The following is a 22,045-nucleotide window of genomic DNA, read 5'->3' as shown; positions in this document are numbered from 1 at the left end:
CTTTTGTGGGAAGCTTTGAAGGAACTCTCCTAGCAGGCATCATGACAAGGGTGCTGCGTTTAACTCATCAGTTTTTTTATTGTAGTGCCATCTTAAGCGTGGCATGTATCTTCCTGTTTAGCTCCAGTGCCAGGAGATGTCTCGTAAAACTCAAATGGAATGAAGTCTTGCTGGCGCATTAGTGTTCATTGCTAGTATTCACGTAGTACTTTAACTAAAAATGTGCGGGAACTAGGTATTACACGTATAAGTTTCTAAGGGCACGGGACAGCCAGTAAAGCATCACCTTCAAAGAGTACAGAAGCAGTTCTGACTGTACCGCTGCCTATAATTAATTCCAGCTGCGTTGAGCAGCCTTATCAAAGCAGAAAGACAATGGGAGATAAACAGATGATTAGAGTTGTACTAACAGATGACCATAATATCATAAGAGAAGGACTACGTTCTCTGTTGGAGGACGATGAAGAAACAGAAGTGGTGGGAGAAGCCTCAAACGGTCAGGAACTGTTAGACTTACTTGAGCATACTCCTGCTGATGTGGTGCTGCTGGATATTAACATGCCTGTAATGGATGGGTACGAAGCGGCAAAAAAGGTGACAGAACGTTTTCCTGATACAAAAGTACTGGCGCTCTCCATGCTGAACAGCGAACCCTTTGTTCATAAAATGATTGAGAATGGTGCCTCTGGCTATATTCTGAAGAACACGGGTAAAGCAGAACTTCGGTCGGCTATTAAATTGGTAGCGAGTGGCAGCCAGTTTATGTGTGCCGACTTAGCTATCAGCTTCCTTAACAAATCAAATACTCCCAAAGAAGAGTCAGAAAAGGCACCCCGCGGTTCCAATATCTTATCCAAACGCGAACTGGAAGTGCTGGCCCTGATAGCAGAAGGATATACCAATGCAGAAATTGCTGATAAACTCTTCACGAGTAAGCGTACTATCGAGACGCACCGGCAAAATATACTGGAGAAGACAAACGCCAAAAATACTGCGAATCTGGTAAAATACGCCATCCAAAATGGTTACATCAGCATCGATTCCTAATTATCAGGCTTCCCTCCCTCTTAAATACCTGCTCATGTGTTACTATAAGACTCTATTTAGCAAAGGAGCATGTGACGCCACAACAGGTGGGGGTTGTTTTATTTTTAAGGTGTTTTTTTCATGCAAAGATTTTCAACCTGGTTTTCACCGGCTTACTTAATAACCAGCATTGATCGAAGCAAATAAAGAAGGCCTTCATTCTCAACTGCTGTTGTAGAATAAAGGCCCTTCTATAGTAGCTATGTAACGTGGTAGCCTTAAGCACCCATTTATCAGCATCCACATCACTCGTAGCTGTCGCGGTCTGTTCCGGTTATGGGACGTCTTCCCTAACGGGCAGTGTCTTAAAAGATTACTTAACCAACCAAAAGCATCTTTGCACTAAATTCCAGCCGTTTCCAATCTATACGGCCTTCTCACAGTCAGGTATCAAAGGAGTGCTGCTTTTGGGTAGTTATACAGCAAAACTACCGTTTTATACCATGTCTCTACGTATCTTTTATTAGCGTTTTGCTTCTCCTTTTCCACCTACACTTCTATATGCTCTTTCCGTCCCGGGCATAAAAAAACTATTTTGTGTTCAGGAGCCGGGTGCCCTCCTTATCTGGGGCAACGGCCGGTATGAAGCGATAATATCTTTACAAATTGCTGCGAAGGAGGGTTGCGTTTTCTTGGTATTTTTGTAGCGCAAATACTTAATCCTGTCCTTTAGGTTTGACCAGAAGGCAAATAAGCCGTAAATTCAAGTATATAAAGTAGCTTAAAAGAGGTGTTATTCAATTAACGCATATGTTTTAAGACAGCTTTATTTTAACAAGGCTAAGGAGCGGCCAAACTTAAACGGGTGCTGAGGATGGCCCTCCTTACGTCTTGCTAAAAAAACACATTCTTGCCGGACCACCCTTCCTGTCACCTGAAAAGGTAGCAATACAGAATAGGATTGCCATTACCTATGCACCCGTTCATTTAATGGAGTATTGTCATGAGCTTACCAAAAACCAAGCAATCGAACTTCAATTACAGCAGATCAGGAAAGCATGCCGTACCTGCAGGTAACAGCTTTGTAGCGCACCGCTACAATCCTATGTGCCCACCCTCTAAAAGAACAGGTTTTGTGAAAATAAACAGAAGCAAGCGAAAGTCTGGGGGCTATGCTTCTGTGCCTTACAGCGGAGCCACAGATGAAAATAAGATAAGTGTGAACGCCAGTGCCTCAACGTACAGTGACTTTATTCACTATAATTATGGAGCGGCCAGCGATCGCCAATATCCATCAGACCCGGGCAGGAAACCTTGATTAGTTTTCCCTGTAAAGTGTGCAAAAAGATGAAAGCGGAAGCGATTTCTTAGGGACATTTTAAATGTTTAATATATTTGGTATTTAAGATACGATGCAAGTACAAAGTGTTCTTGCGTTCGCTACAAGAAGTCTGCGTTTGCAGGCTTCTTTTTTTGTGTCTGCGCCTATCTTACGGCATTGTAAACCTAGGTAGGAGTGAAAGTGACAAGAGAGCAGGTGGTTTCAAAAAAAGTGTAAGCGGTGCAGATGTCAGTATTAAAACATGTATTTTGATAGGTGTAAGTACTGAAATTGCCCACTATAGTTAACCCATAAATTAGTCCAACGTAAATCCATACACTTTATCCCTTTACAATCTGAAATAGCAGTAGCACTTTCCACAATAGCCATATTCAGGCGAAATGTGCTGCTACAGCAAAACTTAACGGTTGGAAACCGGTGCAATTACGGGAACAGGAACAAAGACTAAAAACGCATTATGAAGCAGCAGGAGCAGGGTAGCATGAGCCGACCGGTGTCGCAGTCGCTGAAAGAGTATGCGCGCGGAATAGCTGGTGGCCTGCTCTTTTCCTTCCCCTTGCTTTATACTATGGAAGTTTGGTGGGCTGGTTTTGTAGCGGCGCCACTTGATTTGATGCTGCTGGTGGTGGTAACGTACCTGCTGCTACTGGGCTACAACCGTTATGCCGGCATGCGTGCAGATGCTTCCTGGCGGAGCGTATTTGTGGACTCTGTAGAGGAAATGGGAATTGGCATTGCACTGTCATTTGGCGTGCTGCTCATGCTGAACCGCATCAGTATCGGGAGTATGTCTGTAGAGGAAATAATGGGGAAGGTTATTCTAGAGGCAATGGCTGTGTCGATAGGCGTTTCAGTGGGAACAGCGCAGCTTGGTGTTGGTGAAGAAGGAGACCCGCAGAACCGAGACTACGATGCTGGTAAGCAAAATGACGAGCAGAACGGAAGGAATACAAGTAAGATGGCGGCGGTCGTGCTCTCGCTTTGTGGTGCCATACTGGTAGGAGGGAATGTGGCGCCGACAGAGGAGATAGTAATGATTGCTGTAGAGGCTGAGCCTATTCATATACTTTTCATGGCCATTGTGTCTATCCTGTTGAGCGTAGTGGTCGTTTACTTCAGCGATTTTAGAGGCAGCAAAGTCAGGTTATCCGGGAGTTTTGTATTTGATGTGACCCTGAACACGTGTCTGTCATACCTTATTGCGCTCGCTGCTTCAGCCTTTGCCCTTTGGTTTTTCGGCCGCTTCGATAACATGGGCCTCTGGAAATCCTTAGCCCAATGTATTACACTGGGTGTTATTGCTTCGCTGGGTGCTTCTGCCGGGCGGCTGCTGATAAAGTAAAACTGAATGCAAATAAGTAACGACGATAAGAACAACCAACAAGGAATAAAAGATAGGAAGAATCTGTTGGAGTGGATTGTTTTCTGGGTGAGTTTACTGCTGGTCATCACCATTTTGGGTTACCTGGGTTACCAGGCCTATTCTTATAAACCATCATCCCCGGAAATTCAGGTGGAGGTGAAGCCAGACCCAACCGCGCAACAACCATTCCGGTACCATGTGCAGGTGTACAATAAAGGTGGAGAAACCGCCGAGTCTGTGCAGGTGGAGGTGGAGTTGAAGGAGAACGGGAAAACAGTGGAGAAGATAGAACTGCAGCTGATGTTTGTGCCGCAGGAGTCAAGGCGGGAAGGATGGGTTAACTTCAACCGCAAACCTAATAATAGGGAGGATGTCTCAGCACATGTAGTTTCCTATCAGAAGCCTTAAAATTTTTAAATTAAACGAAACAACATACTCAGTATGCTGAGACTATGGCAAAGAGAAAAGTATCAGACCGATATAAGCGCAACAAAGAGGCTCCGGTTCCAAAAGGGTGTTTGCTGGCTATTGGCGGGAGTGAGGACAAGGGCAAAAAGGAGCTAAAAGAGGAGCAGGCGCGAAATGTTAACTTTGAGAAAGAGGAAATCCTAAAGTTCTTTATCAGTGAACTAAAGGGCGAGAACCCGATGGTAGCTGTAGTACCTACAGCCTCTACTTTGCCGGAAGAAGTTGCACAGGATTATATCGAGGTTTTCAAGAAAAATGGTGTAGCCAATGTGGAGATAATTGACATAAGGCAGCGCCTTGATGCAAAGAATCCGGCCTTTTTAGATATAGTAGAGCGGGCGGCTGGCATCATGTTTCCGGGCGGAGATCAACTGCGGCTGACCTCTATACTGGGTGGCACCGCTGTGCTGGAACTCATGAAGGAGCGCTACACCTACGATGAAGGAATTTTGATAGCTGGCACAAGTGCCGGAGCCACTGCCATGTCTACACCCATGATTTACGAAGGGGAAACAAAGGGGGGATACATAAAGGGAGACGTGCGCATTACCACTGGACTCGAGTTCATAAAGAATGTTGCGATTGACACGCACTTTATTGAGCGCGGCCGAATCGTACGCATGGCGCAGTGTATCTCCACGAATCCTGGTTGTATCGGCATCGGTCTGGAAGAGGATACAGCCATCTATGTAACAAAAGGAAGTCAGTTCAAGGTGCTAGGTAGCGGTCTGGTAACGGTGGTAGACGGTATGGGCATAACGGCCACTAACATTTATGAAATAGGTACCGGAGAGCCTTTTACAGTGCGTGATATGCGGGTGCACTTGTTGTCTAAGGGCGAAGTATATACTATTCCTACATACGATCAGCTTCACATCTAATTTTCTATGCCACCGCTATGAAGCCTCACTTAAGCTTGGTCTCTCTAGTACAGGGAGTTTACTGGTTTATAACAGGTGTGTGGCCTTTTGTGCATTTGAGCAGCTTTCTATGGGTAACAGGCCCGAAAGAGGATATCTGGCTGCTGTACACGGTAAGCGTGCTTATCATAGCGATAGGTGGTGTGCTGCTGGCGGCGGGTGTGCGAAATGCTGTTACACAGGAGATAAAGTGGCTAGGCATAGCAGGTGCGGCTGGTCTGGCGGGCATCGATGTTTATTATGCCTTGTCTGATGTTATCTGGGATGTATACCTGCTGGATGCGGCAGGAGAAGTGGTTCTAATAGGGTTGTGGTTTTGGGCGGGCAGAAAAGACCTGCTTACGAGAGAGAAATAATTAACTGAAGGGAAGAAAAACCATGCAGCAAGTAGTCGAACAATTTAAGACCAGGCATTACCCCGCTATACCGGCGTTAGTAGAAAATGGGACTGCCACACTGAATGATTATGAACTACGCCGGCACTGTGTAGCCATAAGTGTTTTGCAGGAGTACATGACGTTGCCTTCAGACCCAAGCCTGATACCAAGCGCCGATGGCGCCCTTGATGGTATCGTGTTGGCACTGCCAGCCTATGCACTGAAAGGGCAGGAAAACCCGTTATGGAAGGCGTACCAGGATTATCTCCTTAAGCTACCCAGGTACACGCGTTTTTACATTCTGGTGCATGCTTCTGTGAAGGAAACGCTACAACAGTGGTTAGAGGAGCAAAATTTAATGAGCCGGGCGATCATTTATACTGTTCCTGCGCAGTATGAAAAAACCACATGGGTGGAAGATGAATACAAACTGGTGCGGGATACAAGGGATGGCGCGGTATACATGGTGCAGCCACACACAAACAGGAAGTCCACTGACGAGTACGTCTGTTACCATGCCAGCAGGAAGTTTGGATGGGAACGGGTAAAGGTGCCGCTTTACTTCGAAAGCGGAAATGTGCTGGTCGGAGACAACTTCTTTCTTATAGGTGCAGATCATGCCGTAGATACCTTCCTGGATTTGAATGAGCTGGTGCCGCAAACAAAAACACTGTCTGCCGGCAAGGCGCTCATAGAGCCCTTTCAGCGGTACCTTGACCAGGAGCGGGCCTTGTTCTTTATTGGCAGCGCCTTACAGATTCCCGCAGAGAGCAGAAGAACCTTTTGCCTGAATGGAGAAAAATGGACGGAGGTGATTTATCACCGGAATAAGGAAGGAACCGCCCAGCCCTTGTCGTACCTGAACTTATTTCTGTCGCTGGCCGGCCGCAACGGGGACGGCAGGTACCGGGTGTTAGTTGGCGATCCGCAGCTGGCATCGGATATGCTGGGGAACCTCACTACAGAGTTGGCTACGCCTGAGGTGTTTGACAACATTGCAGAAATTCTGGAACGCCTTGGTTTTGATGTGATTCGCAATCCCCTCCCGTTAATTTACGTGGACGATGAAGAGGAGCGCATACGGAAGTGGTATTTCGCCTCTTACAATAGTGCGCTTGTGGAGATAAAGGGGGAGCAGGATAAAACAGTATGGCTGCCCACTTATGGTCACGGAAACTGGCTGGAACTGGAAGTAACTGATAGCGAGAACGAAGCCATTTGGCAGCGCCTGGGCTTCCGGGTCTTCAGATTAGCAGACCATCATCCTTTTGCTGCTTATCCAGGCGCTGTGCAGTTTATCAACAGGTTTCTCCGGATATAAGGAATTATGATTTTCCTTTGACTCAGGCAAGAAAGAACCGGCCAAATCTTAACTGGCAAAAACATCCTGTACCTCCAGCAGTGGAAGTTGGTACCTGGGCGGGGCTATATCGTTGAAGATTCTGATAGGCTCATTTAGCCGGCTTCTGTCAATGAGGTTTTCAATGTTCTTGTCAGCGTCATAAACTACTGCCAGGGCATGTTTGGATATGACATCCTCGTACGCATTGTAAGGGCTCTGGTGCAGCAGGTTGTAGAAGCATTTCAACAACCGCATGTTAATTTGCAAATCTCCCTTGCCATACGTTCTGATCGGGCTCAGGTACCGGTGCAGCAACTCATCCAGGGAGATGTTCTTTTCTATTACCCGCAGGTTCTCTTCCTCATCCAGCAGGCAGTTGCGGTCCTCGCACTTAACCCGGAAAATGAACAGGAGTGACAGAAAGTCGATGGCTTTTAGAGCGGTGCCCGGATCATTAATGCCCGGACTCAATGCCTTTACCGCCACCTCAGATAGCTGCTTAACCCCCTGCTCGAAGTCTTCCATGATAACCTCTTTCTCGTGCAGGGAAAAACAATCCTGCAACTGCTGTGTCAGCCCTTCATACTGCTTCGGGTCAGCAGAAAGGCGTAGCAGGGGGGTGCCTTCCACTGTAAAAGCACCTACTTCCGCCAGTATTTCTATCTGCAGATCGTGTTGCCTGGCAAGTTGCTGCAGTTCCTGCAGGTGTATGCGTTTCAAATAGCCGTTTGCATCATTTTTCACAGTATGGGTAAGCGCTCTGACATTGTCTAGTTTTGTGCTTTTTGTTTTGTTGGCAATTTCTCTTTCACTGTGCAGCGCCTCTTTTGCCTTCTGAAAAACACTGTTCATGATGTTATCCACCTGTATGGCTCTGGAGATGGAATGAATAAAGTAAACAAAAAGAACAAGGCAGATAATAGCAAAGGCCATCGCCAGCAGAATAGCAATGGCCGGTATATCTTGATCTTTTCCCCTCATGCTTTCAAAGTTGAGCAGCAGGAGAAGCGTATAGATGATGGTGCCTATGTAAAAGCCAAGTACCACCTGGTGGTACTTGACAGTTGTCAGGCCCGGAATTACCCTCGGCGATTGATTATTCGATGCCTGGCTCAGCACGATCATCACCATAGAGAAACTGAAGACAGTTAAGGAGATAATGCCACTGGCAATCGTGCTGAGTATGACGCGGGCATTCTCTTCCTGCGGCACCAGCAGAGAGGGCAGCCTGCGCTCTATCTCCAAAGCAAGGGGCAGTGACTCGAAGTACATTGTGCCTACTGCCAGAAGAAGAAAGGCGGTTGCAATAACAGACGGAAGAAAGGCGATGCTGCTGGTAATAGTCGCCTCTTTCTTATAAGACGATGAAGTAAGTTTGCTAAACATGTTTAGTGGCTGTTTCTTGTTCAGGATAGGGAACGCTGGCTTCTAGGTGTTGTCTCCTTTCCAGACAGCCACAAATGGTTCCTCTCCCTCTACACGATACGCTCTTTTCATCTGGTTGGTATTAAAAGCAATAGCAACTTCTCCGGTGGGGGATACAGCGATGATACCTTTGTCGCCCTGCAACTTATCATCATCTACTTTAACTGCCTCAGAGCAGGCCTGCTGCAGCGAGTTTCCGGCATATTTAATGCGGGCACATACTTCGTGCGCCAGTACGCCTTTCATAATAGGCTCGCCCTCTCCGGTGCAGGAAACAGCGCAATAGGCGTTGTGCGCGTACGTGCCGCCCCCAATAATGGGGCTGTCACCCACGCGCCCTTTGTGCATATAGGCGAGCCCACCTGTAGAAGTGGCTGCCGCTACGTTACCGTTTTTGTCCACGGCTACAGCACCTACCGTGTCATGCTGCCCGGTCAGTTCTTCCTCCTGCTTCTCTTTCCACTTTTTCTCTCTCTCCTCTGTTATGAAGTAGGCAGAATCCTCCATCTCAAGCCCCTGGTCTTTAGCAAATTCCTCAGCGCCTTCTCCTGACAATAGTACATGTTTGCTTTCCTCCATAACGGCCCTGGCAAGTGTAATGGGGTGCTTTACATGATGGATGCTGCACACAGCGCCCGCTTTCAGTTCTTTTCCATCCATGATGGCGGCATCGAACATGGGGTCTCCCTGCTCGTTGAGGTTTGCACCTTTACCAGCATTAAAAAGCGGAAAATCCTCCATGCTCTTTACGGCTGCCTCCACGGCATCCATCGCGCTGCCGCCCCGCTCCAGTATCTCGTAACCCGCCTGCAGCGCCTGCTTCAGACCCTCTTTATACTTTTTCTCTTTCTCTGGGCCCACCGTCTCTGGTTTTACGGTTTCTGCGCCTGCATGTATCACTATGGCGTATTTACTCATAGCTCGTGTTGTTTATGTGAAGTAAGTTGGAAGGTGTGGGACCTACTGTAAAGGGTGAAGCGCCTCTGTCTGGTCAATAAAAACGAAAGCATCGTAGCGCTCGGGCAGCACAGAAGGAACATAGTTTCCTGACTCAGCACCAGGGTTGTAAGTTACGCCAATGGCCCGGTGCCCGATTCGCTTCATGAATTTTTCATGCTGCCTCAGTTCGTTCAGGAGTATGATTTTGTCTTTCGGATCCTGCCGGTGCAACATCCACTCCCAACTGTTCTGTTGTGCCTGTGGCACCGTCATAGTTTGTGTGGCACTGCCCCAGCTCTGGGCTGCAGTCACTGTCCCGCTATACGTGCCAAACCCTACAATGTACACATTCTCTTCCCCATGCTCATCCCGCGCCAACTGGCCCACGTTTACCATACCGGCATCTGCCATGGTGGTAGCTCGTGCGTCGCCAACATGTGTGTTGTGTTCCCATACTATAATTTTTGCGTCCGGTCCATACTGTCCCAGTAGCCTGTTAACGGTGCCAATCATGTGCTGGTCCCGGATGTTCCAGGACTGCGCATTACTCACAGCGGAAGCGCGATAGTAGCGTTCTGCGTTCACGGCCACCAAAACATTCTGTAGTGCATTGAAAGTTGCCTCATCCCCCGGAGACTCAGCTTCAACTTGCCTTTGCACCGCTTCCAGCAGCGCGGCCAGTTCATCGCTGCAGTTCTCGGATGAGGTGCGGGTAGCGGTGATGTAGGCTGATTCATCCTGGTTGTAAGGGGCGAAGCAGAGCATCGCGTCACGGGCGGCCTGGGCGGCGGCAGGGTCTTTGTCCTGCAGGTAAGCATTCACTTCCTCCATTGATTCCCACATGCCGTACACATCCACACCATAGAAGCCAACCTGCTCGTCTGCGGCTTTTCCAGTATTATAGGTTTTCAGCCAACCTGCCAGGTCAGCTATCTCTTCGTTTGCCCACATCCAAGTAGGCCAGCGGTCGAAGCCCTGCAGGAGAGCCTGTTCTGCTGTGGTGGCATTGCTGTTGCCCCTGATGTAGTTATTCAGCACGTAAGCATCTGTCCAGTCCCCTTCCACGGCAATAATATCGAAACCCTTTTCCTCAATCAGCCTTCTGCTGATGGCTGCGCGCCAGGTATAAAACTCTGAAGTACCGTGTGAAGCTTCCCCCAACAGCACCACCTGGTCATCGCCAATCTCATTCAGAAGTACATCCAGGTCCTCTTCCGTTTGCAGGGCATGCACAGCCTCGGCAGGCAGTTCTCCTGTATTTGTTGTCGTGTTATCTTGCTCCTCCTTTTCACAAGAGAACAGGAAGATGCTTATCAATAACAATAGTGGTTTTATTCTTTTCATCCTAATTGTCCTTTCATTTAAAAAATCTCCCCTCATAAAAGCAGTACAATTCAGGTGCTGACACCTTTATGCAGCATGTATCTCCCTTAGCAAAACATTGCTAAAGCACACTTGCAGCGGTGTAAGTTCTATTTTACTTTTTTAATAAAACGAAGTTGAAGCGGAATGCTCACTGAACTAATAATTGGTGTTTTATGCTATATTAATACAGTTTAATACGGAGGAGGTATTGTGAACCGGGTTTGAAAAAATATAACTAATCCTGTATTTGATTGTAGGGTGAAACACTTGCTTTGTGAAGTGGGAGGTGTTCAGCTATTTGAATGAATTCTTCTTTGTTGAAGGAATAAAAGGCAGGTAGTAAAACATATAACTCTCTTACAGAATTGTGTAATAGTGCGAGGGAGTAGGAGTGGTATCTTTGTTGATAATAGTTCACAGTCAAAAAACCAGCTGAATTCCTCTGCAGCATGATGTAAAGGCCCCCTTTTAGCGGAAGCGAAAGGAAATACGTACAATTTAACAGAGGACTTTGAGAGGGAAGAAAAGATAATTATGAAGAACGATAAAGCAGATATAGAAACAGAATTTAAACCATTAGAGATTACATCACCCAGAACAGCTACGGCACCGGGTCCGCAGGTGGAGGATAGCTGCTGCTCCGGAGGGGCATGCAGTGTGTCGGCAGGGCAGATGGCAGAGGCACAGGAAGAGGCAAAAGAATCGTATCTGCCTACTATCCTCAGTTTTTTGCTCCTGGCAGGTGGTATCGCGCTGGATTATTTTGATGTGGCCTGGTTTACAAGTTGGCTTAGATTTCTGACCTTTGGCTTGGCTTATGTGCTGGTGGGATGGCGCGTGGTGTGGCATGCCATCACCAGCATGCGAAGCAGCTTTTTTAATGAATTTTTGTTGATGACGGTGGCCACGCTGGGTGCCTTTTATTTAGGTGAGTATGCGGAGGGCGTAGCGGTGATGCTATTTTATGTGGTAGGAGAGCACTTTCAGGAAGCAGCCGTTATCCGCTCCAGAAGGTCTATCAGGAACCTCATCGATAACCGACCGGACATGGTAAACCTGCAGACAGCTGCAGGTGTGACCAGTGTGCCAGCCAAAGAGGTAAGAGTAGGAGATACCATTCTGGTACGGCCAGGGGAAAAGGTAGCACTTGACGGAGACTTGCAGACAACAGCAGCCTCCTTCGACACAGCAGCATTAACAGGCGAGTCGAAGCCCGATACAAAGCGTGAAGGCGATAAAGTGCTGGCAGGCATGATTAACCTGAATACAGCCGCCACCCTGCGTGTGACGGCTGCTTACGAAGAAAGTGCCTTGTCTAAAATATTGCAACTGATTGAGCAGGCCAGTGGCCGTAAGGCCAAAACGCAGAAGTTTATTACGCGCTTTGCCAAAGTATACACTCCTATAGTCTTTTTCCTGGCGTTGGCCATTACGCTGCTACCTTACTTTTTTGTAGAAACCTATGTGTTCGGCGACTGGTTCTACAGGGCTCTGGTGTTCCTGGTAATCTCCTGCCCCTGTGCTTTGGTGGTTTCCATTCCACTGGGCTATTTTGGTGGGATTGGAGCTGCTTCGCGGAACGGTATCCTGTTTAAAGGGGCTAACTTCCTCGACCTGGTCACACAACTGGATACGGTGGTAATGGATAAGACAGGAACCCTGACAGAAGGCGTTTTTGAAGTGCAGGAAGTGAATACGCTGTGGCCGGATGAGCAGGAATTCCTTGCTTATGTAGCGGCCGTGGAAAACTTTTCAACGCACCCGGTAGCACAGGCTGTTACAGGGTATGCCGGCAAAGTAAGTCTGCAGGCAGAGCAGGTGCAGGAAATTCCAGGCCATGGTGTGAAGGGGTTGGTAAACGGCCGCGAAGTGCTGGCAGGAAACGGAAAGCTGCTCCGGCAGTTCAGAGTGAAGTATGATATTTCCATTGATGCCGTACCGGAAACCACTGTGCTGGTAGCTGTAGACGGCAGCTATGTTGGCCATATCGTGATTGCAGATAAGTTAAAAGCTGATGCAGCAGAAGCTGTAAAAGCTTTGCGTAAACAGGGGGTAAAGCGTCTGGTAATGCTATCCGGCGACAAAGACGCTATTGTGCAGAAAGTAGCCCAGGAACTTCAGTTAGACGAAGCATATGGTGGGCTGTTGCCACAGGATAAAGTTGCCAAAGTAGAAGAGCTAAAGGCACAGCAGAGGAAGGTGGCCTTTGTGGGTGACGGTATAAACGATGCTCCTGTAATTACGCTCTCCGATGTGGGTATGGCCATGGGCGGCTTAGGCTCTGATGCAGCCATCGAAACAGCAGACGTGGTTATACAGACAGACCAGCCTTCTAAAATTGCGACTGCGATTGCAGTAGGTAAAAAGACGAAGCAGGTAGTGTGGCAAAATATCGGAATGGCTTTCGGAGTGAAAGCGGCTGTGCTGATTTTCGGTGCTGTGGGCATTGCCTCTATGTGGGAGGCCGTGTTTGCCGATGTAGGCGTTGCCTTGCTAGCCATCCTGAACGCTGTCCGGATTCAACATTCAAAGTTTTAGGAAAGTCTACATCTGCTTGGCTTTCAATGTAACGATATTTTCTTTTCGACCAGAGGGAGAAGTCCGGGGTGTTCAGCACTCCAGATTTCTCCCTTTGGATTAAATGCCATCTTAGTTTCTGGTAAATACTTATTCTTCAGATGACAGTTTGCCCACATTCACCAACGGCAGGTGCAAAGCCTGTGGGAATCGTAAACTAAAAGGTATTCAGAGAATAAGCAATTTCTCAGGTTCCTTTCTTCAGCCTCCATCCATTCAGGATTATAATAAATGTAAATGCAGACAAAACGAGCACAATCGAATGGATGCTGTAGCCCATATCCATGAAGAGACCTACTAACATTGGCCCTAGTGCTGTGCTGATAACCATCACCATAGTAAACAGGCTTCTGACAGAACCGAGCCGCTCAACGCCATACATCTCAGCAATCAGCGCTGACTTCACAGGGCTGCTCAGTCCGGAGGCCACGCCAATCATCAACAGAAAAAAAGCAGCACCAATCAGGCCCGGTATCAGGGCCAGGCCTATCAGGCTGAACAGAAGTGGCAGCAGGTGATAAATGAAGACCCTACGGGCTGAAAAGGTGTCTATCCAGCTACCTCCAATCAATGAAAAGCAGAACTTGGTGAAGGCGTAGCCTACAAAGAAAAGGGAGTATGTTTCATAGGGCCACCCCCGTTCTTTCGCTATGACTAATTGAAAGAAGAAAAGGCTCGTTACGATAAAACCAAGAGCCATGGAGGCAGGTCCCAGAATCCAGAATACCTTGTCGCGCAGCAGGGCACCATATTCTGCCAGGGATACTCCTTTCGGTGCTTTCTTCAAATCTTCTTCCTGCTGGTCCAATTCTTCCAGGTTCAGTTTGAACAGTATAGGCACCAGCACCAACAGCAGCATGACTCCTGATGCCGCTGCTGCCCAGCGCCAGCCGAAGGACAAAAGAAGCGACGTGATGAGCACCGGGAATACAGCCTCACCTACCGAGTAGCCAAGGGAGGACAGGCTTAACGCCTTGCCACGGTCTTTGTCGTAGTAGCGGGAGATGATGGTGAGGCTGATGTGGCTCATCATGCCCTGCCCCGTCAGGCGCAACCCTGTGAGCGCAATCACCAAAAGGATGGGGTGGAAGGACAAACCCAGCAAAATGGTAGAAGCAGCAAGGCCGAAGATCGTGAAATAGGTAACCAACCGGACAGGCTTGAAGTCAACGTAAGGGCCATAGCGCAGCATAATAACAGAGGCAGCCACCGTGCATAGGGCGTACATCGTGCCAAACGCACCATTTGTTAAATTAAATGTGCTGAGTATGTCGGGAACGTAGAGTGATATCAGGAATGTCTGGCCAAAACTGGAGAAAAATGTAGTGAGCCATCCGAATCCAACGTAAGGCACGTTGTCCTTAAGAAACAAATAATATGCTTTCATGTAATGTATTGGATGCTTGTGAAGCAATTGTCTACAGCAACAGCCAGAGCTACATAAGCTAAATCATATATTAATTTTTGCGACTGATAAGGTACTAAGTAATACCAAATCGCCTAAAATGTATTCCTTAGGAATGTTGATTTTTTTTTCTGTCTGAGCTGCCGTAGCTGTAGTTCATCCAGCGGCATCAACCTGCTGTTCTGTAGTTTTGCTCTTTACTCTCCCGGCTGGGAGCCTTCTTGGGCATCGCGCTGGGAATTTTTCTGCGCTATGGCGCTGCCGCTCCAGCGGCACCTAAAAATCTCCAAAGAGAGGACCCCTACCCCCAGTCGCTCAACCCATAGACTGGAAACTCATTCACTCTGTTCGGACATATAAAAGTGACCTGGCTTTATGGAAGGAGGTTTTTGTGAATGGGTATAAGATGTCATGTAAACGCTAGGCCGGCTATAGAAGTTTCCAGTCGTCTTTGGGTTTGTGTATACCCCTTGCCCTTTAATTTGTTCTGCTTCTTCATTAAACCAGCAGGAACCTTTATTTTTTGCGAAGAATAGTCACCCGGTTGTTGTCTGTGAATAAAATCACAAAGTTAAACTGGCTGCATATTTTCCGGAAAGTGTGCTGGTGGTAAAACGAGACATGGGTCGGGTCACGCACATAATACCAGTGCGCGAAAGTTTCTTCCTTCTTCCACTGCTCCGTCATGATAACAAGCAGACCTTCTTTGTTTAGCAGCATGCTCAGTCGCTGCAGGTCTTGTTTTGGATTAAAGAAATGTTCGAAGGACTCGGTAGAGAAAATAAAGTCATACTTCTTTTGCGCATCCAATTCAGGAAAGAAGAAAGGGTCGTAATTATCCAGGGTATAGCCTTCTTTCTTTAGCAGCAACGAAATTGCAGGAGCGGAGCCACAGCCATAATCGAGGCCCTGCATACCCGGTCTTAAGTAGGGAAGGGCCGGGTGAACGGCTTTGTTCAGAAAATCAATGTAGCCCTGGTGCTGTATGCCGTTCTCATGGTTGAGGTAGTGCTTTACCTCTTCCTCTTTTGAAGGAAGCCAGCGCCTGTCAGCAAATATAAGGTAGCAGGTGCTACATAGGTAATAGTCCTTGCCATCCGGACCTTCCAATTCCCTGAATGGTGGAGGCTGCTCGCATAAAGGGCACACAATAGTTTGTGTCATTCATGAGCATACGATATGTGCTGGTTGTTGGCTAAAATGTAAATGCTGCGTTACACTTTCACACATCACATTCATCATACCCTCTATGTATTTGAGGGTGTTCACAACTTATGCTAGTTTACATAAAACGCTTTTGTCATCCACAGGTGTAATCATCTTCCACACCCCTTTCAAAAGATAGGGTGGTTACATTCTAGCATTGCCTCGCTCTCGTCCCGCGAGTGTGCGGGATACTTGGGCCTCTGGTCAGTCGGGTTACAAACCCGATATTATTTTTAGACACAATTTCGAAAACTTACGCCAGAAAAACGGAGAATAAAACATCCCTGCCTCAAAGGGAGACTTATGGGCGTAGTATTCTTTCTGGTTAGCTATCGTTGTCTAATATACCTCTGTGGCAGCATCAAACTTAAAGTCTGAAGTAAAGTGGAATTTCAGGGCAGGGTACGATTCCTGCACTGACCGCAACACCCAGGCTGTGTCGGCGAAGAACACCGGGTTTTCGTCTTTATCGTAGGCAATGCTGCTGCCTTTGAAGGAGATGAACCGGGCTAATGCCTCTTTGTCATCTGACGTTATCCAACAGGCTTTGTAGTAGTTGAGGTTATGCAAATCGGCGGTAGCGCCATACTCCTGCAGCAGGCGGAATTTAATTACGTCGAACTGCAGTTCGCCCACCGTACCGATGATTTTGCGGGAACCCGGCTGCTGCACAAATAGCTGCGCCACGCCTTCGTCTGTCAGCTGGCGTATGCCTTTCTCCAACTGTTTTGTCTTGAAAGGATCCCTGTTCACTACTTCTTTGAAAATCTCAGGCGAAAAGCTCGGCAGGCCTTTGTACTGCAGCATTTCGCCTTCTGTGAGAGTGTCGCCGATTTTAAAAGAACCTGTATCATAAAGGCCTACTACGTCGCCGGGCCATGCCTCCTCCAGCAGGCTCTTCTCGTTGGCCATAAAGCTGGTAGGGCTGGAGAAGCGAAGCTTCTTGTCGAGGCGCGTGTGGTAGTAAAATTTGTTACGCTCAAACTTGCCAGAGCACACCCTGCAGAAAGCAATGCGGTCGCGGTGGTTCGGGTCCAGGTTGGCGTGAATTTTAAAGATAAAGCCGCTGAAGGTATCCTCCTCCGGCCGTACTTCGCGCTGCGATGCCTCCCGTGGTTGCGGGAAAGGAGCTATCTTTACAAAAGTATCCAGCAGTTCACCCACACCAAAGTTATTGATGGCACTTCCGAAGAAGACAGGCGCCAGGTACGCTTCCCTGTATAGGCCCAGGTCAAAGTCCTCGTAATATCCTTCCAGAAAATCCACGTCCTCCCGCAGCTGTGCTGCAAAGGCTGGCCCTATGAGCTGGTCTACCTGTGCATCAGTTATATCCTCAATCTCAACCACATCCTTCGCCATCTTGGTTTTGTTTACCGAGAAGAGGCGGAGTTCTTTCTCATAGATGTTATATACGCCCTTGAACCGGGCTCCCATCCCAATTGGCCAGCTCAGTGGGCGCACATGTATGTTCAGCTCCCGCTCCAGTTCATCCAGCAGTTCGTAAGGGTCGCGTCCCTCCCGGTCCATTTTGTTGATGAAGATGATCACAGGTGTGTTGCGCATGCGGCAAACCTGCATCAGCTTTCTTGTTTGCTCCTCCACGCCTTTCACACTATCTACCACCAGAATTACACTGTCCACAGCAGACAGCGTACGGTATGTGTCTTCTGCGAAGTCGCGGTGGCCGGGAGTATCCAGTATATTCACTTTGTAGCCCGCATATTCAAAACCCATGACAGAGGTGGCCACTGAGATACCACGTTGTTTCTCTATCTCAAGAAAGTCGGAAGTGGCAGTTTTATTGATTTTATTGCTCTTTACAGCTCCGGCGGTATTGATAGCGCCTCCGAAAAGAAGCAGTTTTTCAGTAAGCGTGGTCTTGCCAGCATCAGGGTGGCTTATAATCGCGAACGTCCTTCTTTTAAGGATTTCTTCAGTTGTCATCAGGTCAGGTGTTCTCTGGCTTGCTCTGCCAGGTAAAGCATTTAATTATAATTCAGAAAGTACAGGTCCAGTTGTCCTGCTTGTTCAGGAGAAGGATGAGCACATAAAGGACTGTTGGCGTGTTGTTTTTACTGTAGCCATTCTTAAAGATGTAAAAGTACAAAAACCTGACTATGCAAACAATAAAGAAGGCAAAGAGCTGCAGGAAGTGTGAGGTTGATGGCGTTGCCGCGGCAAAAGTTCTTATCGAGAAAGGGCGCGAACAGAAACAGAGGCAAAAAAAAGGGCAACCGCGGGGTTGCCCTTGTAGACCGTTGATGTTTTCAGATTTCTACAGGTTGTCTACTTCGAAAGAAATTTTCGCATTCACTCCGTAAGACACTATTTTATTGTCGGTTACGTTTGCGGTCATTTCCTTGATGTAAATGGACTTTATGTTTTTAACGGATTTAGCTGCTTCTGCGAGCGCATTGCGTGTTGCATCATCAAAACTTTTTTCTGAACCTGCGATTACCTCTATAACTTTAACTATTGGCATGACTATAAAATTTAAGTGAAAAAATATTTTATTATCAATTTTTTTACGCGACAGCAAACTTATAGTTAGACTAACTGTCGCTTCACTAGATTATTTATGCCAAGGGTAAAGTATTTTGAAAATGTGTCTGCTCCTGAAAAAAGTTATAAAGTTCTGCGAATACGGTGCTTTAGAAAAGTTTTTGACTTGGGTTACTTTTCTACTGAGAACAAAAAAGGCTGAAAATAGGCCGTACTGGTGTTGAGTCTTCTACCTGGTACTACTTTCATATCAGATACTATAGAAAGGGTTTGCTTAATTAAAATTGTTGTCCTTGTTTCTTAAAAAACAGTAAGAAGGGGATGAATACTAAAGTGTGCCGCAACTTCCAGAAGATCAGCTATCTGGCAGCAACGCTTCAAAATATTATTCCTCATCTTTGCAGTCGAGGCCAACCCTAATATAAAATGTGCCGTAAGATTCAGGGTTTTGAATAAATAAAAAGAACGAACCTTTCTGGTATCAAGCACAAAATACGATCTACCTCCTTTCCATGTCTGGCTATTTGTTTCTGCAGTAACTCCTTATAAATAAATTACTTATTGATTTTTCTGCTGACATCTGCTATGTTAGAGAGGATATATGTTAAATAAAACAATGCAAAGTGTTGTCCTGAAGTTACTCTACCTTGTGGCTTCTCTCAAGTATCCAAAAATCGAGAAAGATTATCGGTATTTTATCAGAGATAATTATTTCTGCAGGATCAATCAGACCAAGTATCTTTTCCGTGATTATATTAAAAAAGATAAATATAAGGTTATCTCCTATAAAGGTGAATTTGATCAGGAATTACGCTATGTCATACCATTTGCCTACTGGCACTACTTGAACGGCACCTTAAAAAAAACTATCTCTTGCAGGAATACTAAAGAACTCTATTTCTTTAGCGATAACCACGAAGAAAGATTTGAGGAGCGGGACTGGGAATTCTCTTATAGCAACTATGAGTTCCCAAACATGACTCACAGTAATTCCTTCAGCTTCTCAAAGTGGAAAAGAGTTCCGTACAAACAGCACTTCAAGAATGATGTCTTTGTATATGAGAAACCTCTTTTAGTTATTTCTAACAAGTTTAACATTGAATGGGACAGTGCACCCCTGAACTTTTTAGGAATTGAAGATCTGGAGAAAATAATATCCCTTTACAGATCTAAGTATCAAATTGTCTATAACCGGCCTCTTCCCACTCAGATTATAACAGATAATAGTGAAACCCTTGATTTGAATGAATACAGTTGGTTAAGGGAGAATCACCCTGAAGTTCTTTTAGTGAATGATCTGTATGAGCAGCACAGGTCAATTGTAAATAATTTTAATCATCTACAACTGATGGTTTATTCTAACTGCAACCATTTTATATCCATGCATGGTGGTACCGCGGCCCTCGCGAGTTGTTTTGGAGGAGTTAATTTTATACTATCCAAAGGAAATCCCAAGGAAGTGCACCTGAATGAATTCTCCACCATTTTCCCTGCCTTATCGGGAGCAAGGATTATACATGCCAGCAGCACTGATTCTTTGTTCGAGCAACTCGAGAAAGTATTGTAAATACAAACAGCTAAGCAATAATAGCGTTATCACTGTTTTTGGGTTTCTCTTTAACTGCTACAATACAGGTGCTTAGTTGCGCTTTGAAAGCATATAAAGAAGAAGCATTTTGATGCTTTAAGCAAAATGGCTACCTTTGCAGCCACAATGAATTCAACAGTCCTACATACATTCATTACTCCAGACTGATTTAGTCTGATACAGGCAGCAGGCAATCCCATGCTATAAGCTGTCCTTTCCCTGATCTTCCTGATCCATGAAGCATACTGCCCATACAAGGCAGACGGGGCTTGCATTTAACTTCTGGAGCATCAGGGTAGATTCAAAATTCAGGTACATCTGAGGTATGGACCTACAGCCAAAGACATTCAATTAAATAAATCATTACAAATCACTTTTATGGATCAAAACAATACACCGCTACCCGGAGAGGTAAAGAGCGGGATGTTCTCACATGTAAAAACAGACATACCGTCGGGCCTTGTTGTTTTTCTAATTGCACTCCCTTTATGTTTGGGTATTTCCCTGGCGTCCGGTGCTCCTCTCTTTTCCGGAATTATTGCCGGTATCGTTGGGGGCATTGTGGTGGGCTTAGTTAGTGGGGCTAAAATTAATGTTAGTGGTCCGGCAGCAAGCGTAGCCCTTATTGTGTTTACGGCTATACAATCGTATTCGTTCGAGGTTGTACTGAGTGCCACCATCATCGCTGGTATATTCCAGATCATACTGGGCTACATAAGAGCAGGAACTATCGCCTACTTTTTTCCTTCTTCGATGATCAAGGGCATCCTGGCTTCTATCGGTCTTATACTTATTATTAACCAGATTCCGCATGCCTTCGGGTACAGAGGCGAAGACTTATTTGGTGGTATGGAAGACGGTTTTGTAGAAGGCATTTTTGCTGTCATCAACAACATTGTGGAGTATATCAGCCTGGGAGCAACAATTATAACGTTAGTTTCGCTTGCTATTATCTTTGCATGGGACCAGCCTGCCCTCAAACGGTTTCCTTTTTTTAAGTTTGTTCCATCCGCTCTGGTGGCAGTTATCGTGAGTATTGGGATTAACCTCCTGTACAAAACTTATTTCCCGGAACTGGCACTGGCACAAAACCACCTGGTGCAGCTTCCGGCGGCAGACGGAATAGTGGATTTCTTTTCCTTCTTTACATTTCCTGACTTCTCCCAGATTACGAATCCGGAACTGTATACCATAGCCCTTAGTATTACCTTTATCGCCAGCCTGGAGTCTTTGCTAAGTACCGAGGCTGGAGATAAACTGGACCCGTACAAGCGCAAAACCTCTACTAACCGGGAGTTGAAAGCCCAGGGAATAGGAAACATCGTGTCTGGGTTTATAGGTGGTTTACCTGTAACAGCTGTTATTGTGCGTACTTCTGCCAACGTTACAGCAGGAGGTAGAACACCGCTTTCCACCATTACGCACGGTACTATTATGCTGATCTGCGTGATGGCTATTCCCCGGATACTGAATATGATTCCGTTGGCGTCTTTGTCAGCAATTCTGTTTGTAGTGGGCTACAGGCTGACCTCTTTTACGCTTTACAGGAATATGTTCAGGGCGGGTAAGAGGCAGTTCATACCTTTTTTCGCCACTGTCCTAGCCGTAATGTTCACCGACCTGATTACGGGTATCATGATTGGGGGCGCAGTATCTGTGTTTGTTATATTGCGCGACAACTATAAAACACCTTTCTTTTTCGATAAGGAGAGCCATCATGAGGGGGAGAAAGTAGAACTGGTGCTTTCGCAGGATGTTACATTCCTGAATAAAGCCAGCATGATGCTGACGCTCGATCATGTGGCCAGAAACTCTGAGGTAGTGATTGACGCCTCCCGTTCTGTGAACATAGATGATGATGTGCTGGAGATAATTGAAGAGTTCAAGAACACAGCCGCCTATAAAAATATCAGCCTGACTTTGATTGGTTTGGATAAATTTGGAATCACTGCTTAAAAGGAAATATGTAAAGGGTACTTATACCTCTACCCCCACGACGAGGCCACTCGGCTGGAGCACAGCGCAATAGCTATAGAACAGTAGGTCTGATGCCACTGGATGAACCGTTACTACGGAAGCTTAGACAGAAGAAAGCTCTCATGCCTATGGAATACACTTTATGTGATTTGGTATTACACGGTAGCTACTGTTACCTTTAAGTAAGCCTGCTGCTTGGCTGCAGGTAGAAAAGCTGTGCGGG

General features: G+C 46.5%; 17 protein-coding genes. 10 read left to right on the top strand and 7 right to left on the bottom strand.

Features of this window, described 5'->3' with window-relative positions; translation table 11 throughout:
* Positions 1–390: 390 nt before the first annotated feature.
* The 7 genes from ACFS7Z_RS14200 to ACFS7Z_RS14170 all read left to right on the top strand — a co-directional run bounded on the left by ACFS7Z_RS14200 (position 391) and on the right by ACFS7Z_RS14170 (position 6,817).
* Positions 391–1,047: a response regulator gene (locus ACFS7Z_RS14200; RefSeq protein ID WP_377485680.1), complete on the top strand. Its 657-nt coding sequence runs from the start codon at positions 391–393 to the stop codon at positions 1,045–1,047.
* Positions 1,048–2,029: 982 nt separating this feature from the next.
* Complete coding sequence (locus tag ACFS7Z_RS14195; protein WP_377485678.1) at positions 2,030–2,344, top strand: hypothetical protein; 315 nt, start codon at positions 2,030–2,032, stop codon at positions 2,342–2,344.
* Between the two features lie 481 nt (positions 2,345–2,825).
* Complete coding sequence (locus ACFS7Z_RS14190) at positions 2,826–3,710, top strand: TIGR02587 family membrane protein (RefSeq protein ID WP_377485676.1); 885 nt, start codon at positions 2,826–2,828, stop codon at positions 3,708–3,710.
* 6 nt (positions 3,711–3,716) lie between these two features.
* A complete protein-coding gene (locus ACFS7Z_RS14185; RefSeq protein WP_377485674.1) occupies positions 3,717–4,139 on the top strand; it encodes a hypothetical protein in 423 nt (140 codons plus the stop codon).
* A gap of 44 nt (positions 4,140–4,183) precedes the next feature.
* Entirely contained in the window at positions 4,184–5,080 is an 897-nt protein-coding gene (locus tag ACFS7Z_RS14180; RefSeq protein ID WP_377485672.1) for a cyanophycinase, read from the top strand.
* Positions 5,081–5,097: 17 nt separating this feature from the next.
* Positions 5,098–5,475, top strand: coding sequence for a hypothetical protein (locus ACFS7Z_RS14175; protein ID WP_377485670.1), 378 nt, complete (start codon positions 5,098–5,100; stop codon positions 5,473–5,475).
* A 22-nt stretch (positions 5,476–5,497) separates the two neighbouring features.
* The gene (locus ACFS7Z_RS14170) at positions 5,498–6,817 is read left to right on the top strand and encodes a hypothetical protein (protein WP_377485667.1); all 1,320 of its coding nucleotides are present in this window, start codon (positions 5,498–5,500) and stop codon (positions 6,815–6,817) included.
* A 48-nt stretch (positions 6,818–6,865) separates the two neighbouring features.
* Here ACFS7Z_RS14170 and ACFS7Z_RS14165 read toward each other — a convergent pair whose 3' ends face one another.
* From ACFS7Z_RS14165 to ACFS7Z_RS14155, 3 genes are read right to left on the bottom strand one after another with little or no spacing between them, the layout of a single operon-like run.
* Complete coding sequence (locus ACFS7Z_RS14165) at positions 6,866–8,224, bottom strand: DUF2254 domain-containing protein (protein WP_377485665.1); 1,359 nt, start codon at positions 8,222–8,224, stop codon at positions 6,866–6,868.
* Positions 8,225–8,266: 42 nt separating this feature from the next.
* Positions 8,267–9,181 carry an isoaspartyl peptidase/L-asparaginase family protein gene (locus ACFS7Z_RS14160; RefSeq protein WP_377485663.1) on the bottom strand — a complete coding sequence of 305 codons (915 nt, stop codon included), beginning with the start codon at positions 9,179–9,181 and terminating at the stop codon, positions 8,267–8,269.
* A gap of 42 nt (positions 9,182–9,223) precedes the next feature.
* Positions 9,224–10,546 (bottom strand): erythromycin esterase family protein, encoded by a 1,323-nt coding sequence (locus ACFS7Z_RS14155; RefSeq protein WP_377485661.1) that lies wholly within the window; start codon positions 10,544–10,546, stop codon positions 9,224–9,226.
* Between the two features lie 555 nt (positions 10,547–11,101).
* On the opposite strand from ACFS7Z_RS14155, the gene ACFS7Z_RS14150 reads away from it, so the two are divergent.
* Positions 11,102–13,105: a heavy metal translocating P-type ATPase gene (locus tag ACFS7Z_RS14150; RefSeq protein ID WP_377485659.1), complete on the top strand. Its 2,004-nt coding sequence runs from the start codon at positions 11,102–11,104 to the stop codon at positions 13,103–13,105.
* A 226-nt stretch (positions 13,106–13,331) separates the two neighbouring features.
* Here the strand turns inward: ACFS7Z_RS14150 and ACFS7Z_RS14145 are convergent, their stop codons facing one another.
* The 4 genes from ACFS7Z_RS14145 to ACFS7Z_RS14130 all read right to left on the bottom strand — a co-directional run bounded on the left by ACFS7Z_RS14145 (position 13,332) and on the right by ACFS7Z_RS14130 (position 18,237).
* Positions 13,332–14,531 (bottom strand): MFS transporter, encoded by a 1,200-nt coding sequence (locus tag ACFS7Z_RS14145; protein WP_377485657.1) that lies wholly within the window; start codon positions 14,529–14,531, stop codon positions 13,332–13,334.
* A 534-nt stretch (positions 14,532–15,065) separates the two neighbouring features.
* Complete coding sequence (locus ACFS7Z_RS14140) at positions 15,066–15,713, bottom strand: class I SAM-dependent methyltransferase (protein ID WP_377485655.1); 648 nt, start codon at positions 15,711–15,713, stop codon at positions 15,066–15,068.
* Between the two features lie 381 nt (positions 15,714–16,094).
* Positions 16,095–17,699, bottom strand: a complete 1,605-nt coding sequence (locus tag ACFS7Z_RS14135) for a peptide chain release factor 3 (protein WP_377485653.1) — start codon at positions 17,697–17,699, stop codon at positions 16,095–16,097.
* A gap of 331 nt (positions 17,700–18,030) precedes the next feature.
* Complete coding sequence (locus ACFS7Z_RS14130; protein ID WP_377485651.1) at positions 18,031–18,237, bottom strand: dodecin family protein; 207 nt, start codon at positions 18,235–18,237, stop codon at positions 18,031–18,033.
* 621 nt (positions 18,238–18,858) lie between these two features.
* On the opposite strand from ACFS7Z_RS14130, the gene ACFS7Z_RS14125 reads away from it, so the two are divergent.
* Both ACFS7Z_RS14125 and ACFS7Z_RS14120 read left to right on the top strand, forming a co-directional pair.
* Positions 18,859–19,824 carry a hypothetical protein gene (locus ACFS7Z_RS14125; protein ID WP_377485649.1) on the top strand — a complete coding sequence of 322 codons (966 nt, stop codon included), beginning with the start codon at positions 18,859–18,861 and terminating at the stop codon, positions 19,822–19,824.
* A gap of 399 nt (positions 19,825–20,223) precedes the next feature.
* Positions 20,224–21,801, top strand: coding sequence for a SulP family inorganic anion transporter (locus ACFS7Z_RS14120; protein ID WP_377485647.1), 1,578 nt, complete (start codon positions 20,224–20,226; stop codon positions 21,799–21,801).
* The last annotated feature ends 244 nt before the right edge of the window (positions 21,802–22,045 follow it).

Source organism: Pontibacter toksunensis, from assembly GCF_042686245.1.
In the GTDB taxonomy this organism is placed as follows: Bacteria; Bacteroidota; Bacteroidia; order Cytophagales; family Hymenobacteraceae; genus Pontibacter; species Pontibacter toksunensis.
This window is presented reverse-complemented; position numbering and strand designations above follow the sequence as displayed.